Source organism: Brevibacillus sp. HD3.3A, assembly GCF_013284375.2.
Lineage (GTDB): Bacteria > Bacillota > Bacilli > Brevibacillales > Brevibacillaceae > Brevibacillus > Brevibacillus parabrevis.
The window spans coordinates 4,240,001-4,258,757 of the sequence record NZ_CP085874.1; the positions used below are offsets into that span (position 1 = coordinate 4,240,001).

The 18,757-nt window shown below is 53.4% G+C and carries 20 protein-coding genes (1 of these 20 only partly in view); 7 read left to right on the top strand and 13 right to left on the bottom strand.

Annotated features, from left to right (window positions below; genetic code table 11):
* The 3 genes in view from HP435_RS19810 to HP435_RS19820 are tightly spaced (at most 36 nt apart) and all read right to left on the bottom strand, a layout consistent with a single transcriptional unit that may run on beyond the window.
* Positions 1–133, bottom strand: partial view of a fumarylacetoacetate hydrolase family protein gene (locus HP435_RS19810; protein ID WP_173599870.1) — the start only. The gene continues 644 nt to the left of window position 1, outside the view; the window shows 133 of its 777 coding nt (coding positions 1–133); the start codon lies at positions 131–133; the stop codon falls past the left edge of the window.
* Between the two features lie 36 nt (positions 134–169).
* The gene (gene thiI / locus HP435_RS19815) at positions 170–1,369 is read right to left on the bottom strand and encodes a tRNA uracil 4-sulfurtransferase ThiI (protein WP_122964057.1); all 1,200 of its coding nucleotides are present in this window, start codon (positions 1,367–1,369) and stop codon (positions 170–172) included.
* Positions 1,370–1,399: 30 nt separating this feature from the next.
* Complete coding sequence (locus HP435_RS19820; RefSeq protein ID WP_173598190.1) at positions 1,400–2,569, bottom strand: cysteine desulfurase family protein; 1,170 nt, start codon at positions 2,567–2,569, stop codon at positions 1,400–1,402.
* A gap of 283 nt (positions 2,570–2,852) precedes the next feature.
* On the opposite strand from HP435_RS19820, the gene HP435_RS19825 reads away from it, so the two are divergent.
* Together HP435_RS19825 and HP435_RS19830 are read left to right on the top strand one after the other, a co-directional pair.
* Positions 2,853–2,999: a hypothetical protein gene (locus tag HP435_RS19825; RefSeq protein ID WP_167470278.1), complete on the top strand. Its 147-nt coding sequence runs from the start codon at positions 2,853–2,855 to the stop codon at positions 2,997–2,999.
* A 242-nt stretch (positions 3,000–3,241) separates the two neighbouring features.
* Positions 3,242–4,252, top strand: coding sequence for a LysM peptidoglycan-binding domain-containing protein (locus HP435_RS19830; RefSeq protein ID WP_173599871.1), 1,011 nt, complete (start codon positions 3,242–3,244; stop codon positions 4,250–4,252).
* A 60-nt stretch (positions 4,253–4,312) separates the two neighbouring features.
* Here the strand turns inward: HP435_RS19830 and dapF are convergent, their stop codons facing one another.
* On the bottom strand, positions 4,313–5,173 hold the full coding sequence (gene dapF / locus HP435_RS19835; RefSeq protein ID WP_173599872.1) for a diaminopimelate epimerase: 861 nt from the start codon (positions 5,171–5,173) through the stop codon (positions 4,313–4,315).
* 141 nt (positions 5,174–5,314) lie between these two features.
* Between dapF and HP435_RS19840 the strand changes: the two genes are divergently transcribed.
* On the top strand, positions 5,315–5,848 hold the full coding sequence (locus tag HP435_RS19840) for a DUF84 family protein (RefSeq protein WP_173599873.1): 534 nt from the start codon (positions 5,315–5,317) through the stop codon (positions 5,846–5,848).
* Positions 5,849–5,933: 85 nt separating this feature from the next.
* On the opposite strand, the gene HP435_RS19845 is transcribed toward HP435_RS19840, so the two are convergent.
* On the bottom strand, positions 5,934–6,515 hold the full coding sequence (locus HP435_RS19845; protein ID WP_122964052.1) for a DUF456 domain-containing protein: 582 nt from the start codon (positions 6,513–6,515) through the stop codon (positions 5,934–5,936).
* A 96-nt stretch (positions 6,516–6,611) separates the two neighbouring features.
* Between HP435_RS19845 and HP435_RS19850 the strand changes: the two genes are divergently transcribed.
* Entirely contained in the window at positions 6,612–7,202 is a 591-nt protein-coding gene (locus tag HP435_RS19850; RefSeq protein WP_122964051.1) for a hypothetical protein, read from the top strand.
* A gap of 60 nt (positions 7,203–7,262) precedes the next feature.
* Here HP435_RS19850 and HP435_RS19855 read toward each other — a convergent pair whose 3' ends face one another.
* Entirely contained in the window at positions 7,263–7,481 is a 219-nt protein-coding gene (locus HP435_RS19855; protein ID WP_063228159.1) for a DUF1540 domain-containing protein, read from the bottom strand.
* 98 nt (positions 7,482–7,579) lie between these two features.
* Between HP435_RS19855 and HP435_RS19860 the strand changes: the two genes are divergently transcribed.
* Positions 7,580–8,359 (top strand): SDR family NAD(P)-dependent oxidoreductase, encoded by a 780-nt coding sequence (locus HP435_RS19860; protein ID WP_173599874.1) that lies wholly within the window; start codon positions 7,580–7,582, stop codon positions 8,357–8,359.
* On the opposite strand, the gene HP435_RS19865 is transcribed toward HP435_RS19860, so the two are convergent.
* A complete protein-coding gene (locus HP435_RS19865; protein WP_122964049.1) occupies positions 8,330–9,589 on the bottom strand; it encodes an MFS transporter in 1,260 nt (419 codons plus the stop codon). The genes HP435_RS19860 and HP435_RS19865 overlap by 30 nt on opposite strands.
* Positions 9,590–9,728: 139 nt before the next feature.
* A complete protein-coding gene (locus HP435_RS19870; protein WP_229049713.1) occupies positions 9,729–10,958 on the bottom strand; it encodes an MFS transporter in 1,230 nt (409 codons plus the stop codon).
* Positions 10,959–11,138: 180 nt separating this feature from the next.
* Here HP435_RS19870 and HP435_RS19875 point away from each other — a divergent pair, with 180 nt between their 5' ends.
* Positions 11,139–11,870, top strand: a complete 732-nt coding sequence (locus HP435_RS19875) for an ArsR/SmtB family transcription factor (protein WP_173599876.1) — start codon at positions 11,139–11,141, stop codon at positions 11,868–11,870.
* Positions 11,851–13,164 (top strand): MFS transporter, encoded by a 1,314-nt coding sequence (locus tag HP435_RS19880; RefSeq protein WP_173599877.1) that lies wholly within the window; start codon positions 11,851–11,853, stop codon positions 13,162–13,164. Before HP435_RS19875 ends, HP435_RS19880 begins: the two co-directional genes overlap by 20 nt.
* 138 nt (positions 13,165–13,302) lie before the next feature.
* Here the strand turns inward: HP435_RS19880 and HP435_RS19885 are convergent, their stop codons facing one another.
* From HP435_RS19885 to HP435_RS19905, 5 genes are read right to left on the bottom strand one after another with little or no spacing between them, the layout of a single operon-like run.
* Positions 13,303–14,742 carry a serine hydrolase gene (locus tag HP435_RS19885; protein WP_173599878.1) on the bottom strand — a complete coding sequence of 480 codons (1,440 nt, stop codon included), beginning with the start codon at positions 14,740–14,742 and terminating at the stop codon, positions 13,303–13,305.
* A gap of 54 nt (positions 14,743–14,796) precedes the next feature.
* Positions 14,797–15,909 carry an o-succinylbenzoate synthase gene (gene menC / locus HP435_RS19890; protein WP_173598194.1) on the bottom strand — a complete coding sequence of 371 codons (1,113 nt, stop codon included), beginning with the start codon at positions 15,907–15,909 and terminating at the stop codon, positions 14,797–14,799.
* Positions 15,890–16,897, bottom strand: coding sequence for an ABC transporter ATP-binding protein (locus HP435_RS19895; protein ID WP_173598195.1), 1,008 nt, complete (start codon positions 16,895–16,897; stop codon positions 15,890–15,892). Before HP435_RS19895 ends, menC begins: the two co-directional genes overlap by 20 nt.
* Positions 16,894–17,877, bottom strand: coding sequence for an ABC transporter ATP-binding protein (locus HP435_RS19900; RefSeq protein ID WP_173599879.1), 984 nt, complete (start codon positions 17,875–17,877; stop codon positions 16,894–16,896). Before HP435_RS19900 ends, HP435_RS19895 begins: the two co-directional genes overlap by 4 nt.
* A 14-nt stretch (positions 17,878–17,891) precedes the next feature.
* Positions 17,892–18,746 (bottom strand): ABC transporter permease, encoded by an 855-nt coding sequence (locus HP435_RS19905; RefSeq protein WP_122964041.1) that lies wholly within the window; start codon positions 18,744–18,746, stop codon positions 17,892–17,894.
* Positions 18,747–18,757: the final 11 nt, after the last annotated feature.

Consider the following 18,757-nt stretch of genomic DNA (forward strand, 5'->3'; position numbering starts at 1 on the left):
GCTCCAGTCCCGTCATGATCGGTTTGGCTGTTTGGATTTTATAAATATCCCCTTCGATCACCCGAACCTTCTGATTTTCTGCTACCATCCACCCATGCTTGATTTTGCCGTTTCGCTCATAGCGGATAATCATGACTCTTCTCCCCCGTCACGCATTTTTCTCTATCGGCTAAAACAAATCCGTCGTCGTTTCTTTCGGCTTGGTTGTGATTTCTTCGATGACAGTGCCTGCTACTGCCTTTTCCACTAGAGCGTCCACATCCAGCACTTCTTCAAATTTGGCAGCCAGATACGGTTTCGGTCTGGTTACCGGATTTTTCGGGGTAAACACCGTGCAGCAGTCTTCATACGGCAAAATGGACAGCTCATACGTATCGATTTTACGCGAGAGATCGGTAATGTCGACCTTGTCCATCCCGATGAGCGGACGAAGCATGGGAATGGAAATCACCTTGTTGATCGTGTCCATGCTCTCCAATGTTTGCGAAGCTACCTGTCCGAGACTTTCGCCTGTCGCCAGAGCCTTTGCTTTCGTGTTTTCCGCCACACGCTCGGAAATGCGCATCATGAAGCGGCGCATGATCGTGATCAAATAATCTTCCGGACACTTTTCGCGGATCGCGGTTTGAATCTCGGTAAAAGGAACAACGTGCAGCTTGACGGTTCCGCCCCACTTGGTCAGTTTTTGGGCCAAGTCACGCACCTTTTGCAAAGCGCGCTCGCTGGTGAACGGATAGCTGTGGAAGTGGATCGCTTCCAGCGTAACTCCGCGCTTCAGCATCATCCAGCCAGCTACAGGGCTGTCGATTCCCCCCGACAAAAGCAGCAGCACTTTTCCGCTCACGCCTACTGGCAAGCCGCCTGGCCCCGGAATCGTTTCGCAGCTTAAATACGTGCCTTCTGCGCGAATTTCCACATTGACGATCGTTTCAGGCTCGTGCACATCTACTTTGATCGCAGGCAGCGCCCGCAAAATGTGGGTACCGACGATTCGGTTCACTTCCATGGAAGGAATCGGGTAGCGCTTGTCCGCACGACGGGTGACCACGCGGAACGTACGCGGTTCCGGCTGCAATTGACGGACCATTTCCAGCGCTTTTTCCTTGATCGTCTCGATATCCGGGTCCACTTGAACGGTCGGACTAAAGGAAGAGATGCCGAAAACGCGCTTCAACCGTTCCATGACCGCATAAGCATCCTCGCCATGCAGCTCGACATACATGCGCCCGTAGTTGCGTCTCACCTTTACTTTGAAAAAGGAGCGCAGCACGCTTTTCACACTTCTGACCAGCGCTTCTTCAAACTGATCGCGGTTTTTGCCTTTAAGAGCAAGCTCGCCGTAGCGAATCAAAATAACATCGTAGTTCATGATAATCTCCTTTGAATTGGTTCTCTTCTCTTATTTTCTGCGATCCGGGACCGTTTGCGGCTTGATAAACGAGCGCAAGGTTTCTACGCACGCTTCCAGCGCGGTCAGGAACTGCTCGATCTCCTCACGCGTATTTTCCCTGCCCAGGCTGATGCGCAAAGATGACAGGGCACAATCCCGTTCAATCCCGACAGCCGTCAACACTCTGCTTGGCTCATTCGCTTTAGACGAGCAGGCTGACTTGGTCGAGACGAGAAAGCCTCTCTCTTCCAAAGCGTGCAGCAACACTTCCGCTTTTACTCCCGGTACGGACAAGTTCATAATGTGCGGAGCTGCCCCTTGCTGCGGCGTGTTGACGATACAGCCCTCGATTCGCTCAATGCCTTCGCGCAGCCGTTGGTTCAGGCTTTGCAGTCTCCCGGCTTCGTCCTTGCCCAGCTCCTCCAAAACCCGAATGGCTTTGGCCATGCCAGCGATCGCCGGAAGGTTTTCCGTTCCCGAGCGCACCCCAGCTTCTTGTCCGCCGCCCATCATCAACGGGTGGATAATCAATCCTTCGCGTTTATACAGGATGCCCACTCCCCGCGGGCCATAGAACTTGTGGGCGGACACACTCAACAGATCGATGCCGGAGTCGTGCAGAGACAGCGGCACTTTGCCGATCCCCTGGACGGCATCCACATGGAACAAAACCTTCGGATACTGCTTTAGCCACTGTCCGATTTCTTCCACGGGCTGAATCGTTCCCAACTCATTGTTCACATGCATGACAGATACGAGAATCGTGTCCGGACGGAGCGCACGCTTTACATCCTCGACAGACACGCGCCCTTCGCGATCCACAGGCAGATAAGTCACGGCAAACCCGATCCCCTCCAGCTGCTTGCACACATCGTAGACAGCCGGATGCTCGACTTGTGTGGTAACAATATGCTTCCCTCTGTTCTGATATTGAAAGGCAATGCCCTTGATTGCCGTATTATTGCTTTCTGTGCCTCCGGAGGTAAAAATGATTTCCCCTTCTTTGCAGCCCAGGTACTGTGCAGCAACCTTCCGCGCCTGCTTGAGTACGTTTTCGGCTTCCACCCCTTTTTGATGCAAAGAGGACGGATTTCCATAATAGTTTTCCATCGCCCGTTTTACTGTCTCAATGACCCCTGGATGAGGCCGGGTTGTCGCACTGTTGTCTAAGTAAATCACCAGTCCACACCTTCCTGAGGGCGAGCTGCCCTAAGTCTACCCTTCATCATAACACGACTGTCCATGTGGAACATACTACCCGAGTGTACTTCCTGATTATTTTCCCCTGCTTTTTGCAGGCAACCAGTCGTTTTTAGCCAAGCCTGAGCAAGCGTTCACATTCTTTTCACAACTAAAGCGCTTACATCCAAATTTAAGCTATTTACAATGCGATAGCCTTTCGTTAGAATTGTCAATAAATTTAGAAAAAAGATACCTACACGGGAACAAGGAGAGAGCAGCGATGACAACACAAGCGATGCAAGAAAAAATCAACAAGATGGAAGCAGAACTGAAAAGATTGCAGGCTGAACTGGCCAAAATGAACAAAAGTACCCCTCAATACGACCAAAATGATGTCGCATATCTAAATGAGGTGTACAACGGGTGACTTTTCGCTTATTTTATTTGCGATAGCGTGGGTGCGGGCAAGACGATTTGGCCGCTTCCACGCTATTTTTATGTCTATAAGCACAATTTTCGGTTAATTTTTCATTTGGAAAAGGAGGAGTTTTCACCTCTGCTGGGAGAGGCGACCAATCGAGGGTAGATTTACCTGATGAAAGCAACGGTTCCCACTGCGTACAATCAAGATGAACCACCACACCACGCTACGGCATCGAGGAGGCTTTCATGTTCAAAACAACGCGCTGGAAACGTCTCGCCCTGCAAGCTACTCTGGTTGCTGGCTTGCTCCCTGCTACATCCGCCTTTGCCCAAACGATTCAGGTCGTCCCTGGAGACACACTCGGCAATATCGCGTACAAAAACCAGATCACGGTCGAACAGCTCAAACTGGCTAACCAGTTGCAATCGGACATGATCATGGTCGGACAAACGCTGTACATACCCCCGCGTTCCACCGTTTATACGGTCAAAGCAGGCGACGTCCTGTGGAAAATCGCCTACAACCACGGCGTAAGCATTCAAACTATTGTGAATACAAACAAACTGCAAACGACGGAAATTCTCATCGGGCAAAAGCTGCTGATCCCCAAGCAAGAGCCGGCCACCGAGACACCTGCGCCTGCGCCCAAGCCTGAGCCGGACAAGCCTTGGGTAGAGAACACTCGCTATCAGGTTGCCAAAGGAGATACGCCTTGGACGATTTCGATTGCCCACGGCATCCCGTTTACCGAGTTTTTGCAAGCCAACAAGCTGAGCGAATCCGATTACTTGCAGATCGGTCAAATCGTAACTGTTCCTGTGCACCATATTCCAAAAACCGAGACAGCAGGAGCCAAGTACGGTGAGTATCTGGACTGGTTTGAAGCGGCCCAGTATTTGTTCCCGATCAATGCGACTGCAAAAGTGACCGATTTTGCCACGGGCAAAAGCTTCATGGTCAAACGCACGATCGGCGCTTCCCATTCTGACACGGAACCGTTGACTTCAGCGGACAGTGCTACCATCAAAAGCATTTGGGGCGGCAATTTTTCCTGGAGCATCCGGCCTGTCATCGTGGAAGTCGATGGTCGACGTCTGGCCGCCTCCATGTCCTCCATGCCGCACAGCATCGAGTATATAACGGACAATGCTTTTGACGGGCATTTTGATATTCACTTCCCTGGCAGCCTGCGCCACAAAGACAACCTGATTGACCCCGACCACCAAGCCGCGATTCGGATTGCGGCAGGAAAATAGGCAACTGACAGGCGAAAAGCCGTTCCATCGTCATGACTGGAACGGCTTTTTCCTGTTTGCTTATTTATAAGGAATAGGCCCGCTGTACACACCTTGGAACACTTCTGTGGCTGGCCCTGTCATGTAGACGCGATTGTCTTCTTCCCGCCAATCGATAAACAGGTCTCCTCCTGCCAAATGCACGGTCACCGCTCTGTCGACCTTGCCAGCGAGCGCCGCTGCGACGGCCGCTGCACAAGCTCCGGTTCCGCACGCGAGGGTCACGCCAGATCCCCGCTCCCAGACGCGGAACAAGATCTCTTCCCGATTCAATATTTGGATAAATTCAACGTTGGTGCGTTCCGGGAACCATTCATGGAACTCGATCTTCGGTCCGTACGTGCGCACATCTTCGTCGCACACTTCGTCCATGAAAATAATCGCGTGCGGATTGCCCATGGATACAGCCGTCATCGTAAACACAGCCCCGTCCACTTCCAGCACCTCTTCGTGCGCCTGCTCTTCCGGTATGCCTGTCATCGGAATCGCCGAGCGTTCAAAGCGCGGCTCTCCCATATCAATCGTAACTTGCTCCACTTTGCCGTCAGCCCCGACAGAGACAACCGGCTTCATCATCCCGCCCCATGTTTCTACCGTAAACGTGGTTTGCGCAGTCAAGCCGTGATCGTACACGTATTTGCTCACACAGCGCAGGCCGTTGCCGCAGTTTTTTGCCTCGCTTCCGTCGTTGTTGAATACGCGCATGCGAAAATCAGCGCGCTCTGACGGAAGAATCAAAATCAGGCCGTCTCCGCCAATGCCGAAGTTGCGATCGCTTACCCGTCTTGCCAGTTCGGGAAGATCCACTCCCGCCAACGTTTCCTCGAAACAGTTGACGTACACATAGTCGTTGCCCAAGCCATGCAATTTGGTAAATTTCATCTGCCACTCCCCGTTTTCTCTGTAATTTCTGACTCTCTTTATATATGGACTTATCTTAACACAACAACTTCCGTTTGGGGGAAGTGGTATACTACCAGTAATCAAGAGCAACCGCTAACTGTCGAGGTGACATTTGATCCAATGAATGACGCAACATTACGCTATGTGCTCGGCACGAAAAACGAAGCAAAGCGGCTGGCCGTACAAAAAGCCACGGGCATCGACCCGATTTGTCTCGCCGTTCCTTCGGGAGTGCCTGCCCAGCCCATGAGCGAACAAGAAACGATTACCGGAGCCATCAATCGGGCAAAAGCGGCTCTCGCCCTTGCTCCGGAGGCGCAAATCGGGCTTGGTCTGGAAGGCGGCCTGATGTATGACGAAGCGTTTACCGGACAATGGTATTTGATCTCGGTGTGCGCAGCCTGGGACGGAAAGCAGCTGTTTTTGGGCAAAGGTCTGGCTTTTCCCATGCCCAAACAGGCGATTGAGCGCATTGTGGCAGAAAAGACGGAACTGAGCGTGATTATGGACGAGTGGGGCCAAACGAGCGGAAGCAACCATCGCGGCGGAGCTTACGCGCTTTTGACCAACGACCGCCTCAACCGTTCCGATATTTTTTGCGAAGCCGTCATCGCTGCGATCACACCGTATCAATCCCGTTTTTACACAAGCTGATCGAGGGCGACGTCAAAACAAAAAGCCTCTTCGGCTGTTGCAGCGCGAAGGAGGCTTTTTGCTTTTTGCGGTCTGCTGCTGGTTACTACCGGGCCGTGTAGTACGGGTAGATGACCAAAGCTCCCAAAATGGAGATCGCACCTACAATCATCGCCCACGCCCCCAGCGTTCTCGAATCGCGTCGATACGCCAAATAGCCAAGCACCATCCCGATTGGCGCCACGAGATACGGCATCAGGAACAGGGACAGGATCGATAGCCCCAGACCTGTCATGCCGATACCGCTGGCTCCGCTTTCCCGGCTATCTTCGTCATCGCTGATCTCACGCACAGAACGACGCGAAGGAATCGGCTCGGCGATTTCCGCCGCTGCCTCGATGTCGTCGTCTCTTCTCACGGTGACCGGCGCGCGGTCTTCCCTCGTCAGTACAACGCCATCCAATCGCTCCGAAAAGTCGTTCTCCACCCTGTCCTCTTCGCCGGAATAACGCTCTGTCAAAGAGTGAGGATCGTAGTGAATCCTTCGCCTTGAGCGTTCCTCATCTTCGTCGAAAGCGGCCTGGGTCCAGGTGTCTACTGCAAACTCCCTGTCGTGCTGATCTACCGTGTCGGAAAAGCCGGTATCTTCCTTCCGCTTCGCATTCATGCGTTCGTGTCGATCCAACATACCATGCTCAGCCCCTTTTTTGGTAAAGGATTTGTTAGTGAAGGAAGTAGCCTTATTGTCTGCCTGCGGTGTACAATTTAAACTGGAGGCGAGAGGATGAAACCAGAGAAGTTCCTAACCATTGGCATTGATATTGACGGAACGGTCACTTCACCCAGCAGTATTGTGCCGTTGATGAATGAAAGCTTTGGCAGAGATTTACGATATGAAGACTGTCTGGAGTACAATTTGGCCAACGTGTATCAGATTACAGACGAGGAGTTTGACAACTGGCTCGCCCAAAATGGTGAACGCCTGTACGACGAAGCGCCTGTTCACGGCATTGCCGATCAGGTGTTGCGCAACTGGTATCCGTTGCACAAGCTGATTTACATCAGCGCCAGGGAAGCGCACCATCACGATGTGACGCTGAACTGGTTTGCCCGTTATCAAATCCCTTACCATGAAGTGGATTTGGTCGGCTCCCACGACAAGCTTGCCGCTGCCCAAAAGTGGGGCGTGGATCTGTTCCTGGAAGATCGGCTGGAAAATGCCCTGCAACTGTCGGAAGCCTTGCAAATTCCCGTGTTTTTGTTTGATACACCGTACAATCAGGCCCGCCTCCCTGAGCTTGTGCACCGCGTGACCTCCTGGGAGGAAGTCGACCACAAAATCAAGACATTGTCGCTTGGACAAGCCCGTGTCTAAGTGTATGCAGCAAAAAGACGTATCTCCTTGTCGGGATACGTCTTTTTGGACGTCCAAGCCTTACTTTGCCGATTTCTTCGGCTTGAACGTCAGACAACAGGTTTCAGACGAAGTGGTTGCTTGATCTTTATGGTCATTTTGACCATACTCACCCGCAAACTCTTCCTTCAGGTTGGCGTTCGCGTGGGCGTCGATCTCCACCATGATTTCGTCGGCGCTGCAAATATTGCCTTGCGCCCAATACTCACAGTTTGCTACGCTGCATTTTACTTGTGGCATTTGGATTCACCTCCTAGACGCTATCCTTCACCATTCGTCTAAGGGATATACTTGTGAAAAACAAACAACCACAAACGATACAGAAAAGAGGGGGAGCCATGCATACACCCCGCGTAGTCGTCATCACCGGAGCGTCTGGCGGTCTAGGTCAGGCGCTGACCCGCTTGCATCTGGAAAAAGGCGATCTGGTCATCGCAGCATCGCGTAAACCCGTAAATCATGAGTCGCTGTCCATTTCTTCCGCCAATCGGGAGCGATTGTTTTCCTATGCGCTCCACGTCGGAAACAACGAGGACGTCCGGCGCTTTGCAGCCTGGGTGCATGTGCGCTTCGGAGCGTGCGACCTTTTGTACAACAATGCGGGCGTCGCTGTGTTCGAGCCGCTCGTCGACATGACGATCGACGAACTGGAAGAGACGTTGCGAACGAACATTGCCGGCGTCATGTACACCACTCGCGCTTTTTTGCCGATGATGCTCGATCATCAGCAGGGACATATCGTCAACGTCGCCTCGCTCGCAGGTCAGGTCGCTACCGCCAAAGCATCCGTATACGCCGCGAGCAAAGCCGCCGTGATCCGGTTCAGCGAAGGCTTGCAGCATGAGCTTGCAGGAAGCGGCGTCCATGTGACCTGTGCCCTTCCCGGCCCGATCGATACGCCTTTTTTGGAAAAAGCGGACCGGACAGGAGCGTATCGCAGCAAAGTAGCCCGTTACTTGCTCTCTCCCGACGACACGGCCCGCCTGATTTACAAAGCGGTGGAGAAAAAGCGTCCGGAAGTAGCCATGCCTTTTCGCCTGAAGATGCTATCCGTGCTTTACAGCCTGCTGCCGCAGCGTTTGAAACAGCTAGTTTCCCCGCTCCTCAATCGCAAGTGACTGATTTTTGAGGTCCCGCAGCATTCCGAAGGCGAACAAGCCGCACACCACGCACATGACCGCCCCTGCCCCGAACAATCCTTGTACCCCGAGAAAAGGAATCAACACTCCCGAGACTGCCGCCCCAGCCGGCATTCCCGTTCCCGTAACCGTCCGGATGCTCGTCATCACTCTTCCCAGCAAAGCATCCGGGACCTGCCTTTGCAAATAACTTCTGTACATGATGTTGTAAGGAGAATAACTGAAGCCTGCCAAAGCCATCGCGACCATCGCCACCTCCAGCCGGGAAAAGAAAGCGAGCGGCATCGTGGTCAGCCCCCACAAGACCATGATTCCCGCAAGCGTGCCCCCGAGCGGGAATTTCCACGTAATCGTCGAGAAGAACAACGACCCGAGCAGCGCTCCGATGGCAAGCGACGACCAGAGCATCCCCAGCGCAATCGAGCCACCCTCCAAGTTTTGATTGGCATAAAGCGGCAACGCCACCTCAATCGGCCCGTAAGACATATTGAACAAAAACGTGAAGAACACGAGAGCGACCATTTGCTTGTTTCCGAACAAGTAGCGGTAGCCTGTTTGCATATCGACCAACAGCGAGCGCAAAAACTTGCCCGCCTGCATGTTTTGCGGAACGCCGGGGTTTGCGCTTTTCGTCAGTTCTTTTGGCAGGCGCGAGAAACAGAGGGCGCAAACAAAAAAGCTGGCGGCATCAATCAGCAGTACGTAAGCTTCCCCAATCAATCCGATCAGCACCCCAGCCAGCGCCGGGCCGAACATGTAGATGATTTGCCATTGACTCTCCATGACGCCATTCGCTTTGACCAGATGATTTTTATCCGCCACCAGCCTCGGCAACAGCGTCTGGGCACCCGCTGTACTGAGCGGAGACAGCGTTCCGGCAATGACAATCAATATGTAAATCACGAAAAGCGGAACGTGGTCGACCTGCAGCAAAGCCACCAGAGCGATAAAAATCACCCCGCGGGCTATATTGTCCACCATAATCAACTTACGGCGATCAAACCGATCCAGCAATACCCCCGCGACCAAACCCGCAAATACGGCTGGCAGCATGTACGCCAGGACAACTCCCCCCATCGCAGCGGGAGATCCGGTCTTGTTCATCACAAACCAGGTAAGCCCCATCCAGCCGAACTGGTCACCCAATCCCGATAAAAACATGCCGAGCCAATACCAGCGAAATCCGCGCTGTCTCCATAATTCTTTCATCCTGCATCTTCCTTTATCTCTGTTTCCATTCATTGTATACACAATTCCATACATTTTCAATATTTATGTTTATTAAATGACAAAGTAAGAAAATCATAAAAAAGCCCTCTGCCCATTCGGGAAAGGGCAAAGGGGAGACTCATTCCGGATGAACCGACGATTCCTGCTCCTCCAAACGATGCAATTGTTTGCGGATCCAGAGCCAAATGACACCTGCTACAACACCGAACAAGCCAAGCCACACCGAAACAGCAGCGCTCCCGACCTGTTCTGCGCAAAAGCCGAGTACGAGACAGCTCGCTGAAAAGGCTCCCATCGTCGCCATTTCCCTGATCGAGAAAACACGGGCCAAAAAGGCAGGGTCCGCCAGCTTTTGCAGCTTGGTAACGGACAAAATCGAAGAACTGAACGACGCGAATGAACAAAACAGGATGGCGACAGCAAGCCCAAGCAACGGCTTGATATGAAACACCGCGACAATCGACAGTCCCATCGCGATCAGCGCCCAGCCCTGGAAACGAGATATGCCCTGTTCATTCAATCTCTCCGCCAGTCGGCCAGCGGCGATTCCGGCGATCACGCCGCCCAGCCCCAGCGGAATGTCGAGCAAACCGAATACGTACAGCCCTTCGCCCCGCTCCTGAAGCACGTAAAACATCAGCATGATGTAATAAGCGGCGCAGGCCCTCTCTGCCATCTGGTACAAAATAACCTGCCCGATTCTTCTGTTGCCGCCGATATAGCGGAAGCCTTCCTGTAGCCGAGCGAAAAAATGCGTGCCTGCCTTGTGCACCACAGCTTCAGCGATCGGAGGAAGCCGCAGCAGAATAAACAGGGACAGCAAATAACAGGCGGCATCAAGCAAAAAGTTGTAGCGATAGGAAAAAAGATAAACGAGTACAGCGGCGATTCCCTGGCAAACAATAATCAAAAACGAAGTCGTCCCTTGCAAAAGCGAGTTGGCTGCCAGCCGGTCCCGCTCTTCAACAGAGCTGACGATGGCTACCTGCATCGCAGGCTGAAAAAAGGCGCTGCAAATATTGACGAGAATCAACAGCAAAAAAGCGATCCACAAATAAGTCACAGACGTGATCAAGAAAAACAGACTGACAAGAATCCCCCTAAGCAGGTTGACGATCAGCATGACTCTGCGTTTGTCCCAGTTCTCCACCAGCGCTCCGGAAAACAGGCTTGTCAGTACATACGGCACCATCCGAAATACCGTGCCTGCGGCAAAGGACAAACCGGAACCGCTCAAATCGTGCAAAAGCCCTACAACCGCAATAAACGTAAACTCATTCCCTATAATATGAACAATATGGGCCGCATACAGACGGCGAAAAATCGGGTGCTGTAGCAAGGTCATCATCGCGCATCCTTTCCAAAAAGCTTACCCAGTCAACTTTCTCCCCATTGTAGCACTTGCCTGAAAATAGCGGCAAATTGTTCTTGTCAATGAGTCAGGCTTTAAGTTATTATACGTTCAAAATAAATTGAACGTTTTTATATTTCATTACGTTCATGATTATTAAAATGAGGCAGGTGCGCCATGAAACGTTTTTTAGTCATCGAAACTTTGGATCAACTGAAAGTCGTCAGCGATGCTTTGCGGATGGAAATCATCACCTTGCTTGTAAAGGAAGCGTATACGGGCAAGCAGCTCGCTACCTTGCTCTCCCTCTCTGCTTCCAAGGTGCACTATCATCTCAAGGAATTGGAAAGCCAGGGCTTTGTCCAGGTCGTCCGTACCGAAGAGAAAAACGGGATTGTGCAAAAATTTTACCGGGCGGTCGCCTACGATTTCAAAGTCAGTGAAGAACTGCTCCCTTCCCTCAGCGAAAACAGCATGCTGCTCCAGGAAGCGATGGTCAACCATTTGCGCTCAAGCCTCACCCGCCTGTACAACGCTCCCGACGAATCGTTCATGCAATTCGCGGACAAAAGCAAACGCGCCCCTGCCATCGCTTTCAACGCAGAAATAAAAGCTCCGCGCCACGAAATCCAGCAGTGGCTTGACAAATACCATGCCCTGATTGACGAGCTGGGCGATATGGAAGCACGCCACTTGCAGCGAATCGCCGCCGGAGAAGCGGAGGACACAGAGGAAAACTTTTATATCGTAACAGTCGGCTTTATGACAGACGAACGCATTTACGTATCGGAAGATGAATCTTTGCCGGATAACTACGAGCACTTGCCGAGCGACTACAAGCATATATCGAGCAAATTCGTGGTCAAAAAGAAGCAGGAGGCGAAACAGGATGACGACGATTCCAACTAATGCCTTGTGGAAAAATCGCTCGTTTCTTTTGCTCTGGTGTGCGACGATCTTGTCGGCCATGGCCGATGGCGCATTCTTTTTGCTGTTGTCCTGGTTTATCGTCGATCAGACGGGATCGGAAACGATGCTCGGAACCGCGCTTATTTGCATGTCGATTCCCCGCCTGCTGTTCATGCTTGCGGGGGGAGTGGCCGCAGATCGCTGGAATCGGAAGTGGATCATGTTCGCTTCGCTTTTGGCTCGCTGCATCATCCTGCTCGGTTTTGGGCTGGTTCTCCAAGGCGAGTCGCTGGAATGGCTGTTCCTGCTCATCTACGGGATCGCCGCCCTTTTCGGCACTGTCGACGCTTTCTTCTGGCCGGCTCGCAGCTCGATCCTGCCCTCCCTTGTCTCTCGGGAACAACTCGCTCCTGCCAACAGCATGATGGAAATTTCCCAGCAGATCAGCATGGTCGGCGGTCCTGTCGTCTCCGCGCTGTTGATCCGCACCCACAACTATTCGCTCATGTTCGTCATATTGGCGCTCGCCTTTTTCACAGGGGCACTGGTTTTGCTCGCTTTGCGCCTGCATGCTTCCTCACGCGACGAGACTCGCGCAACCGCTTCGCCGTCTTCTGGCGCAGAATCGTATTTTCAGGATATATGGGGCGGGATTCGCTTTACATACGGGATTCCGATCCTGACCATGCTGCTCGTCACCTCGCTCGTGATCAACATGATGTTTTCCGGGCCGATCAACATGGGGATACCGCTGCACGTCAAAGACCTCGGCTGGGATGGAAGCGCGTACAGCACGCTTAGCACCTCGCTTGGCGTCGGCACGATCGTCGGAGGGATTTTGACCGGACTGTGCAAAGGCTTTCGCGGAAAATTTATTCTGCTCCCCTTTTTCCTCGGCGGCATGGGGGTCGCGATGAGCTCGCTCTTTTTCATGCAGCAGCTTTTGTTCGGATTGCTCCCGATGTTCTGCATCGGCATGATGCTCAGCATGACGAACATCCCGATCATCACTTACATCCAGACTATCGTCCCTTCTGCCATGCTCGGCCGCGTCATGTCGCTGCTCTCCCTGATGTCGCTTGGCTTCGGTCCGGTCAGCTACGCTCTCTGCTCGTTCCTTTTGGCCTCGAAAACGGCCACTTCCGGCGTTCTTCTGCTCGCTGGCGGAATCATTTTCAGCCTGTCATCGCTTTGCCTGCTTTTGTTCCGCACCTTCCGCAACATGGAGCAGCACCCTGACTGGCAGCGCTCCGCTGCGGGAGAAGCGATTCATTCCCATGCCTCGTCTACATAGGGGGAACGTTCGCGCTTAGTGGCGTAGCGGCGTAGCGGCATAGACCGTAAGATCATAGCAGTGCAGCGCCAGCACCTGAAAAAATCACGCGCCCCTGGCAAGCAACTTCCATGCTTGTCAAGGACGCGTGTTTGGTCTTTACACGGTCTGCTCTTTTCCTACCGACACTTTGGGCAACTGCCGGAAACCGAAGCCCATCCGGCTGATCTCGCCCGCTTCATCCCGAAAAAACCGGATGTACGAATCTGTCTCGCCCCGTTTGAACACGAAGCCGTCTTCCCCTACCGCCCGCAGCGGAAGCTTGCCACCCATCGCTTTGAGCACCAAACCGTTTTCTTCGATCTCGACGGTTACGTTGGCCCCTTCCGAGGAACGATACTCCCCGACATACGTAGCCAGTCGCTCGACAGGCAGTTCGTAGTCTGCGTAAGGGAACGGAGGAGTTGCAGCAGGTTGGCCGCGATACTCGTTCAACAAGCCATGCATCAGGTCAGTGGCAGGCCCGCCGTCCACGTTCATGAGAATCGCTCCTGTCGTGTCGCTTTCCGGAATCGTAAAAATTTGCGCGCTGACCCCTTTGATCGCCCCGCCATGCTCGATGAGTGTACCGCCGTGGCCATCTTTGCCGATCATCAGCCCATACCCGTAGCCTTGAAAAGGAGTGAGCGGAGCGTAAGGAGTTGTCATGTCCTTGACACTGTCCGCCGAAAGCAATCGCTTGTCGCCTACCAAACCACCCGTGCGGAACAACTCCGTGTAGCGCAACAAATCGCGAATGGTCGATTTCAAAAAGCCTCCCGAACGCATGGCCGGAGCGTCCCACCAAGCTGGTGAGCGAAACACCGCGCCGCCTTCCTCAGGACTTTTGCGGGTGAAAAGAGTTGCCACCTGCGCATCTGCTGGCAGCTCCTCGATGAGAAAAGCGCTGTTCGTCATGCCGGCAGGCTCCAGAATGTGCTCGCGGACAAATTGTTCGTACGCGATTCCGCTCACCCGCCCGACAATAATTCCGAGCAAGGCGTAGCTGTCGTTGGAGTAGCTGAAATGTTCGTCAGGAGCGCCGAGCAGCTCATATTCGAGCTTTGCCATGTAGGCAAGCAACTCGTCGTAAGTCTCGATCGCTTCCGCTTTGTCCAGGTCCCATTGCAACCCGGAGCTGAACGTGCGGTTGGCCGTATCTTCGAGCATGCTGTTTTTCATCGCTCCGACGAGTGAATCCAATGGAGGAAAGCCTGCGGTGTGGGTCATCAGATGATGAATCGTCATCGCGCGAGTATAGTCTTCGTTTGGTGTGGACAGCTCAGGGATGTATTTGCGAACCGGATCGTGGACATGCAGCTTGCCTTGCTCCTGAAGCTGCATGATGGCAACGCAAGTAAACGATTTCGTGACAGAGCCGATGCCAAATACCGTGTCCGGCGTCAGCTCCAGCGCGTCTTCTGTATCGTCCGCAAGCCCGAAGCCGCGGAAGTAGTCCATCTGTCCTTGCTTGGCCAAACCAACTGCCGCACCTGTAATTTTTGCCTGGGAAAGCAACTTTTGCGCATACTCCTCAAACGATTCCACCCACACCGCCATCTTTACTTCTCCCCTTTTTCCCTTTTATTTAGAAAAATCGTGAAGCAAGCCTAGCTACGGCCGGAAATTTTGCGAACGCAGGACGTAGTTCCCGACCGCTCGCTTGTTCAGTGCATAGCCGATGCCAGGTCCTTCCGGTACCGCCAATTGCCCTGGAGCAATCAGTTCTACCCCGTTCTCCACGATGTCTTCTTCCCAGTAACGGCTCGATGCCGCTGTATCGCCCGGAATTGTGAAGTTCGGCAGAGTCGTAATGGCGATATTGTGAGCGCGGCCCACTCCGGACTCGATCATTCCCCCGCACCAGACCGGAATGCCGTGTGCCTGGCACAAATCGTGAATCCGCTTCGACTCGGTCAAACCGCCCACGCGACCGACTTTAATATTGATAATGCCGCAGCTGCCCAACTCGATTGCTTTTCGCGCATCTTCCACACTATGAATGCTCTCGTCCAGACAAATCGGCGTGGACAGCTCCCGCTGCAGCTTGGCATGGTCGATGATGTCATCGTGAGCCAACGGCTGTTCGATCATCATCAATCCGTAGTGATCCAGCTCTTTCATGATATCGACGTGCTCCATCGTGTAAGCGGAATTGGCGTCGGCCATCAGCGGCACATCGTCACCGAACTGCTTGCGGATCGCGCGAATCAGCTCCACATCGAAGCCCGGCTTGATCTTTACCTTGATTTTTTTGTAGCCTTCCGCCAAGTGCCGTTCCACTTTCGCCAACACTTGATCGACCGTCGGCTCAATTCCGATGCTGATGCCGACGTCGATCACCGCTTTGTCGCCGCCGAGCGCCCTGGCCAAAGAAATTCCTTTTTGCTTGCTGTACAAATCCCAAATCGCGCCTTCCAACGCTGATTTAGCCATGTAGTTGCGGCGAACGGGAGCGAACAGCCGATCTACGTCTTCCGGCGTCTCGATCGGGTTGGCAAACAGCTTGGGGATGAGAAAACGCTCCATCATGTGCCAGGCAGTCTCGGTCGTTTCTTCATTATAGTAAGGATCAGGCATCGCCACGCTTTCCGCGTAGCCAACCTCGCCCTCACCGTAGACGCTGACCAGAATCAACTCTTTGACAAGCGTATAGCCAAAGCTCGTTTCAAAACGGAAGCGAAGTGGAATATGGAGTTGCTGCAACTCAATGCGCTCGATTTTCAATGATCTTCATCCCTTCTGTTTCATATAGGTGGCATGCGACAAAATGACGGGGCTGTACCTGGCTGGGAACGGGACGAATCGTACGGCAAACTTCCGTGCTGTGCGGACAGCGGGTGTGAAAAGAGCATCCTGCCGGAACCCGCGAAGGACTGGGCACATCGCCCGTCAGTACAATCCTTTCTTTGCGGCGAAACGGATTGGCTTTCGGCACAGCCGACATCAATGCCTGTGTATACGGATGAAGCGGGCCCGCAAACAAATCTTTCTTGTCGGCGATCTCCACAATTCGCCCGAGATACATGACGGCGATTCTGTCACTGATATGCCGAACCACTCCCAGGTCGTGGGAAATAAACAAGTAGCCAAGTCCAAGCCGTTCCTGCAAATCTTGCAGCAGATTGACAATTTGCGCCTGAATGGAGACATCCAAGGCCGACACAGGCTCATCGGCAACGACCAGCGAAGGCTGCACCGCCAAAGCCCGGGCAATCCCGATTCGTTGCCGTTGCCCGCCGCTGAACTCGTGCGGATAACGGGCAGCGAACTGCGGATTCAGCCCGACCAGTTGCAGCAGTTCCTTCACCTGCTCCCTGCGCTCGGCAGACGACATTTTCGGCTCTTTTACCCCCAGCGCTTCCTCCAAAGCCCCCTGCACGGTCATGCGCGGATTCAAGGAAGCGTACGGGTCCTGAAACACGATTTGCATTTTTTTGCGAAACGCGCGAAACCGACTCTCTGGCATGGCGGTTATTTCTTGATCCTCAAAATGAATCGTCCCGCCTGTTGGCTCAATCAAGCGCATGATGCTTCTGCCTGTCGTCGATTTGCCGCAGCCGCTTTCCCCGACCAGCCCCAGCGTCTCGCCTTTTTTCAACTGGAAGGAAACTCCATCGACTGCCTTGACCACTTCGCCGCTCTGACCGAACAGTCCTTTCTTGATCGGAAAATACGTCTTCAAATCGTTTACGGACAACAAAACTTCGCTCATACCGCCATCTCCTCTTTCGCGTACAGCCAGCAGCGGACGGCTTGCGTTCCTTTGCCTGACAGCGGCGGTTTTTCCAGATGACAGCGTTCTTCTGCCAAAGGACAGCGAAAGCGGAACGCACACCCTTGCGTCACTTCTCCGAGCAAAGGGACGCTGCCTTCGATCGGGTCGAGACGTTTTTTCTCTGCTTCATCCAAGTCCGGGATACAGCGCAAAAGTCCGGCGGTATACGGATGAAGCGGCTGCGAGAACAGGCTGGCGACATCTGCTTCCTCCACAATCTCTCCGTAGTACATGACCAGGACGCGGTTCGCCATCTCCGCGACGACGCCGAGATCGTGTGTAATCAGGAGCAGTGACGTGTCGGCCTTTTCCTTCAAGTCGTTCATCAGCTCCAAAATTTGCGCCTGGATCGTCACGTCCAGAGCTGTCGTCGGTTCATCCGCGATCAGCAAATGCGGGTTGCAGGCCATCGCCATGGCAATCATCACCCGCTGCTTCATGCCCCCCGACAACTGGTGCGGATATTCCCGCATAATTTCCTCGGCACGCGGAACTCCGACCTTTTTCAGCATCTCGATTGCCTTGTTCTGCCGTTCTTTTTTCGGCAAATCGGTGTGCAACCGATACACTTCCTCCAATTGCCTGCCGATCGTGTGCACCGGATTGAGGGAAGTCATCGGCTCCTGAAAAATCATGGCGATCTCTTTGCCCCTGATCTCTCGCATCTCCTTTGGCCCAAGCTGACCAAGCTCCTTGTTCCGAAAGCGGATGTTCCCTTTCATTTGCGCAGACGAGCTGGCCAACAGCCCCATGATCGCAAGCGAGGTGACGCTTTTTCCGCAGCCGGATTCTCCTACCAGGGCTACTGTCTCGCCTTTTTTGATCTGAAAAGAAATGCCTTGCAAGGCGGGCAGCACACCGTTTTCCGTGCGAAACTGCACCCGCAAGTCATCGACTTCCAAGAGAGAGTCTTTCATCTGTCCATCCTCCCTTACCTCGTTTTCGGGTCCAGGGCGTCGCGCAATCCATCCCCAAGCAGATTGAAGCCCAGAACCACCAGCATGATCGCCATTCCAGGGAAAATCGACATCCACCAAGCCTGACTCAAAAACGACTTGCCGACAAAAACCATCGCCCCCCATTCAGGCATCGGCGGCTGTGCGCCCAAACCGAGAAAGCTCAAGGCCGCAGCAGCCAAAATACTGACGCCAAACTGGATCGTCGACAACACGATGATCGGCGACATGATGTTCGGCAAAATGTGCTTCAAAAGAATTTGCCAATCCCGGATGCCCAAAGCGCGGACGGCTTCGATGTACTCTTTTTCCCGAATCGACAGCACCGCAGAACGGACGACCCGCACGTAGGACGGGATGACCGCGATCACGACGGCAATCATCGCATTGGCCAATCCTGGCCCGAGCACGGCAATGACTGCGATCGCCAAAAGCAAGGCGGGCAGCGACATGAGAATATCCATCCCCTGCATGATAAACAAATCAAGACGCCTGTAATATCCGGCAATAATTCCGAGCGTGACCCCAATCGTGGTCGACAACACTACCGTTATCAACCCCATCAAAAGCGAGATGCGACCGCCATGCAACAAGCGGGAAAAAATGTCCCGGCCAAAATCGTCCGTTCCCAAGAGATGGGTAGAACTGGGAGCAGCCAGGCGTTGATCAAAGTTCATCTGTTCGACGGGATGCGGGGCGATCACGGGAGCGAGCAGCGAGCCGAGTGTAAAAACAAGCAGGATGATCGCTCCGGCCATAGCTGTTTTATTGCGCTGCAATCGCTTTCTGATCCCTGACCAGTAAGACATGTGACGACTGTTATTCACGATAATCCTGCTCC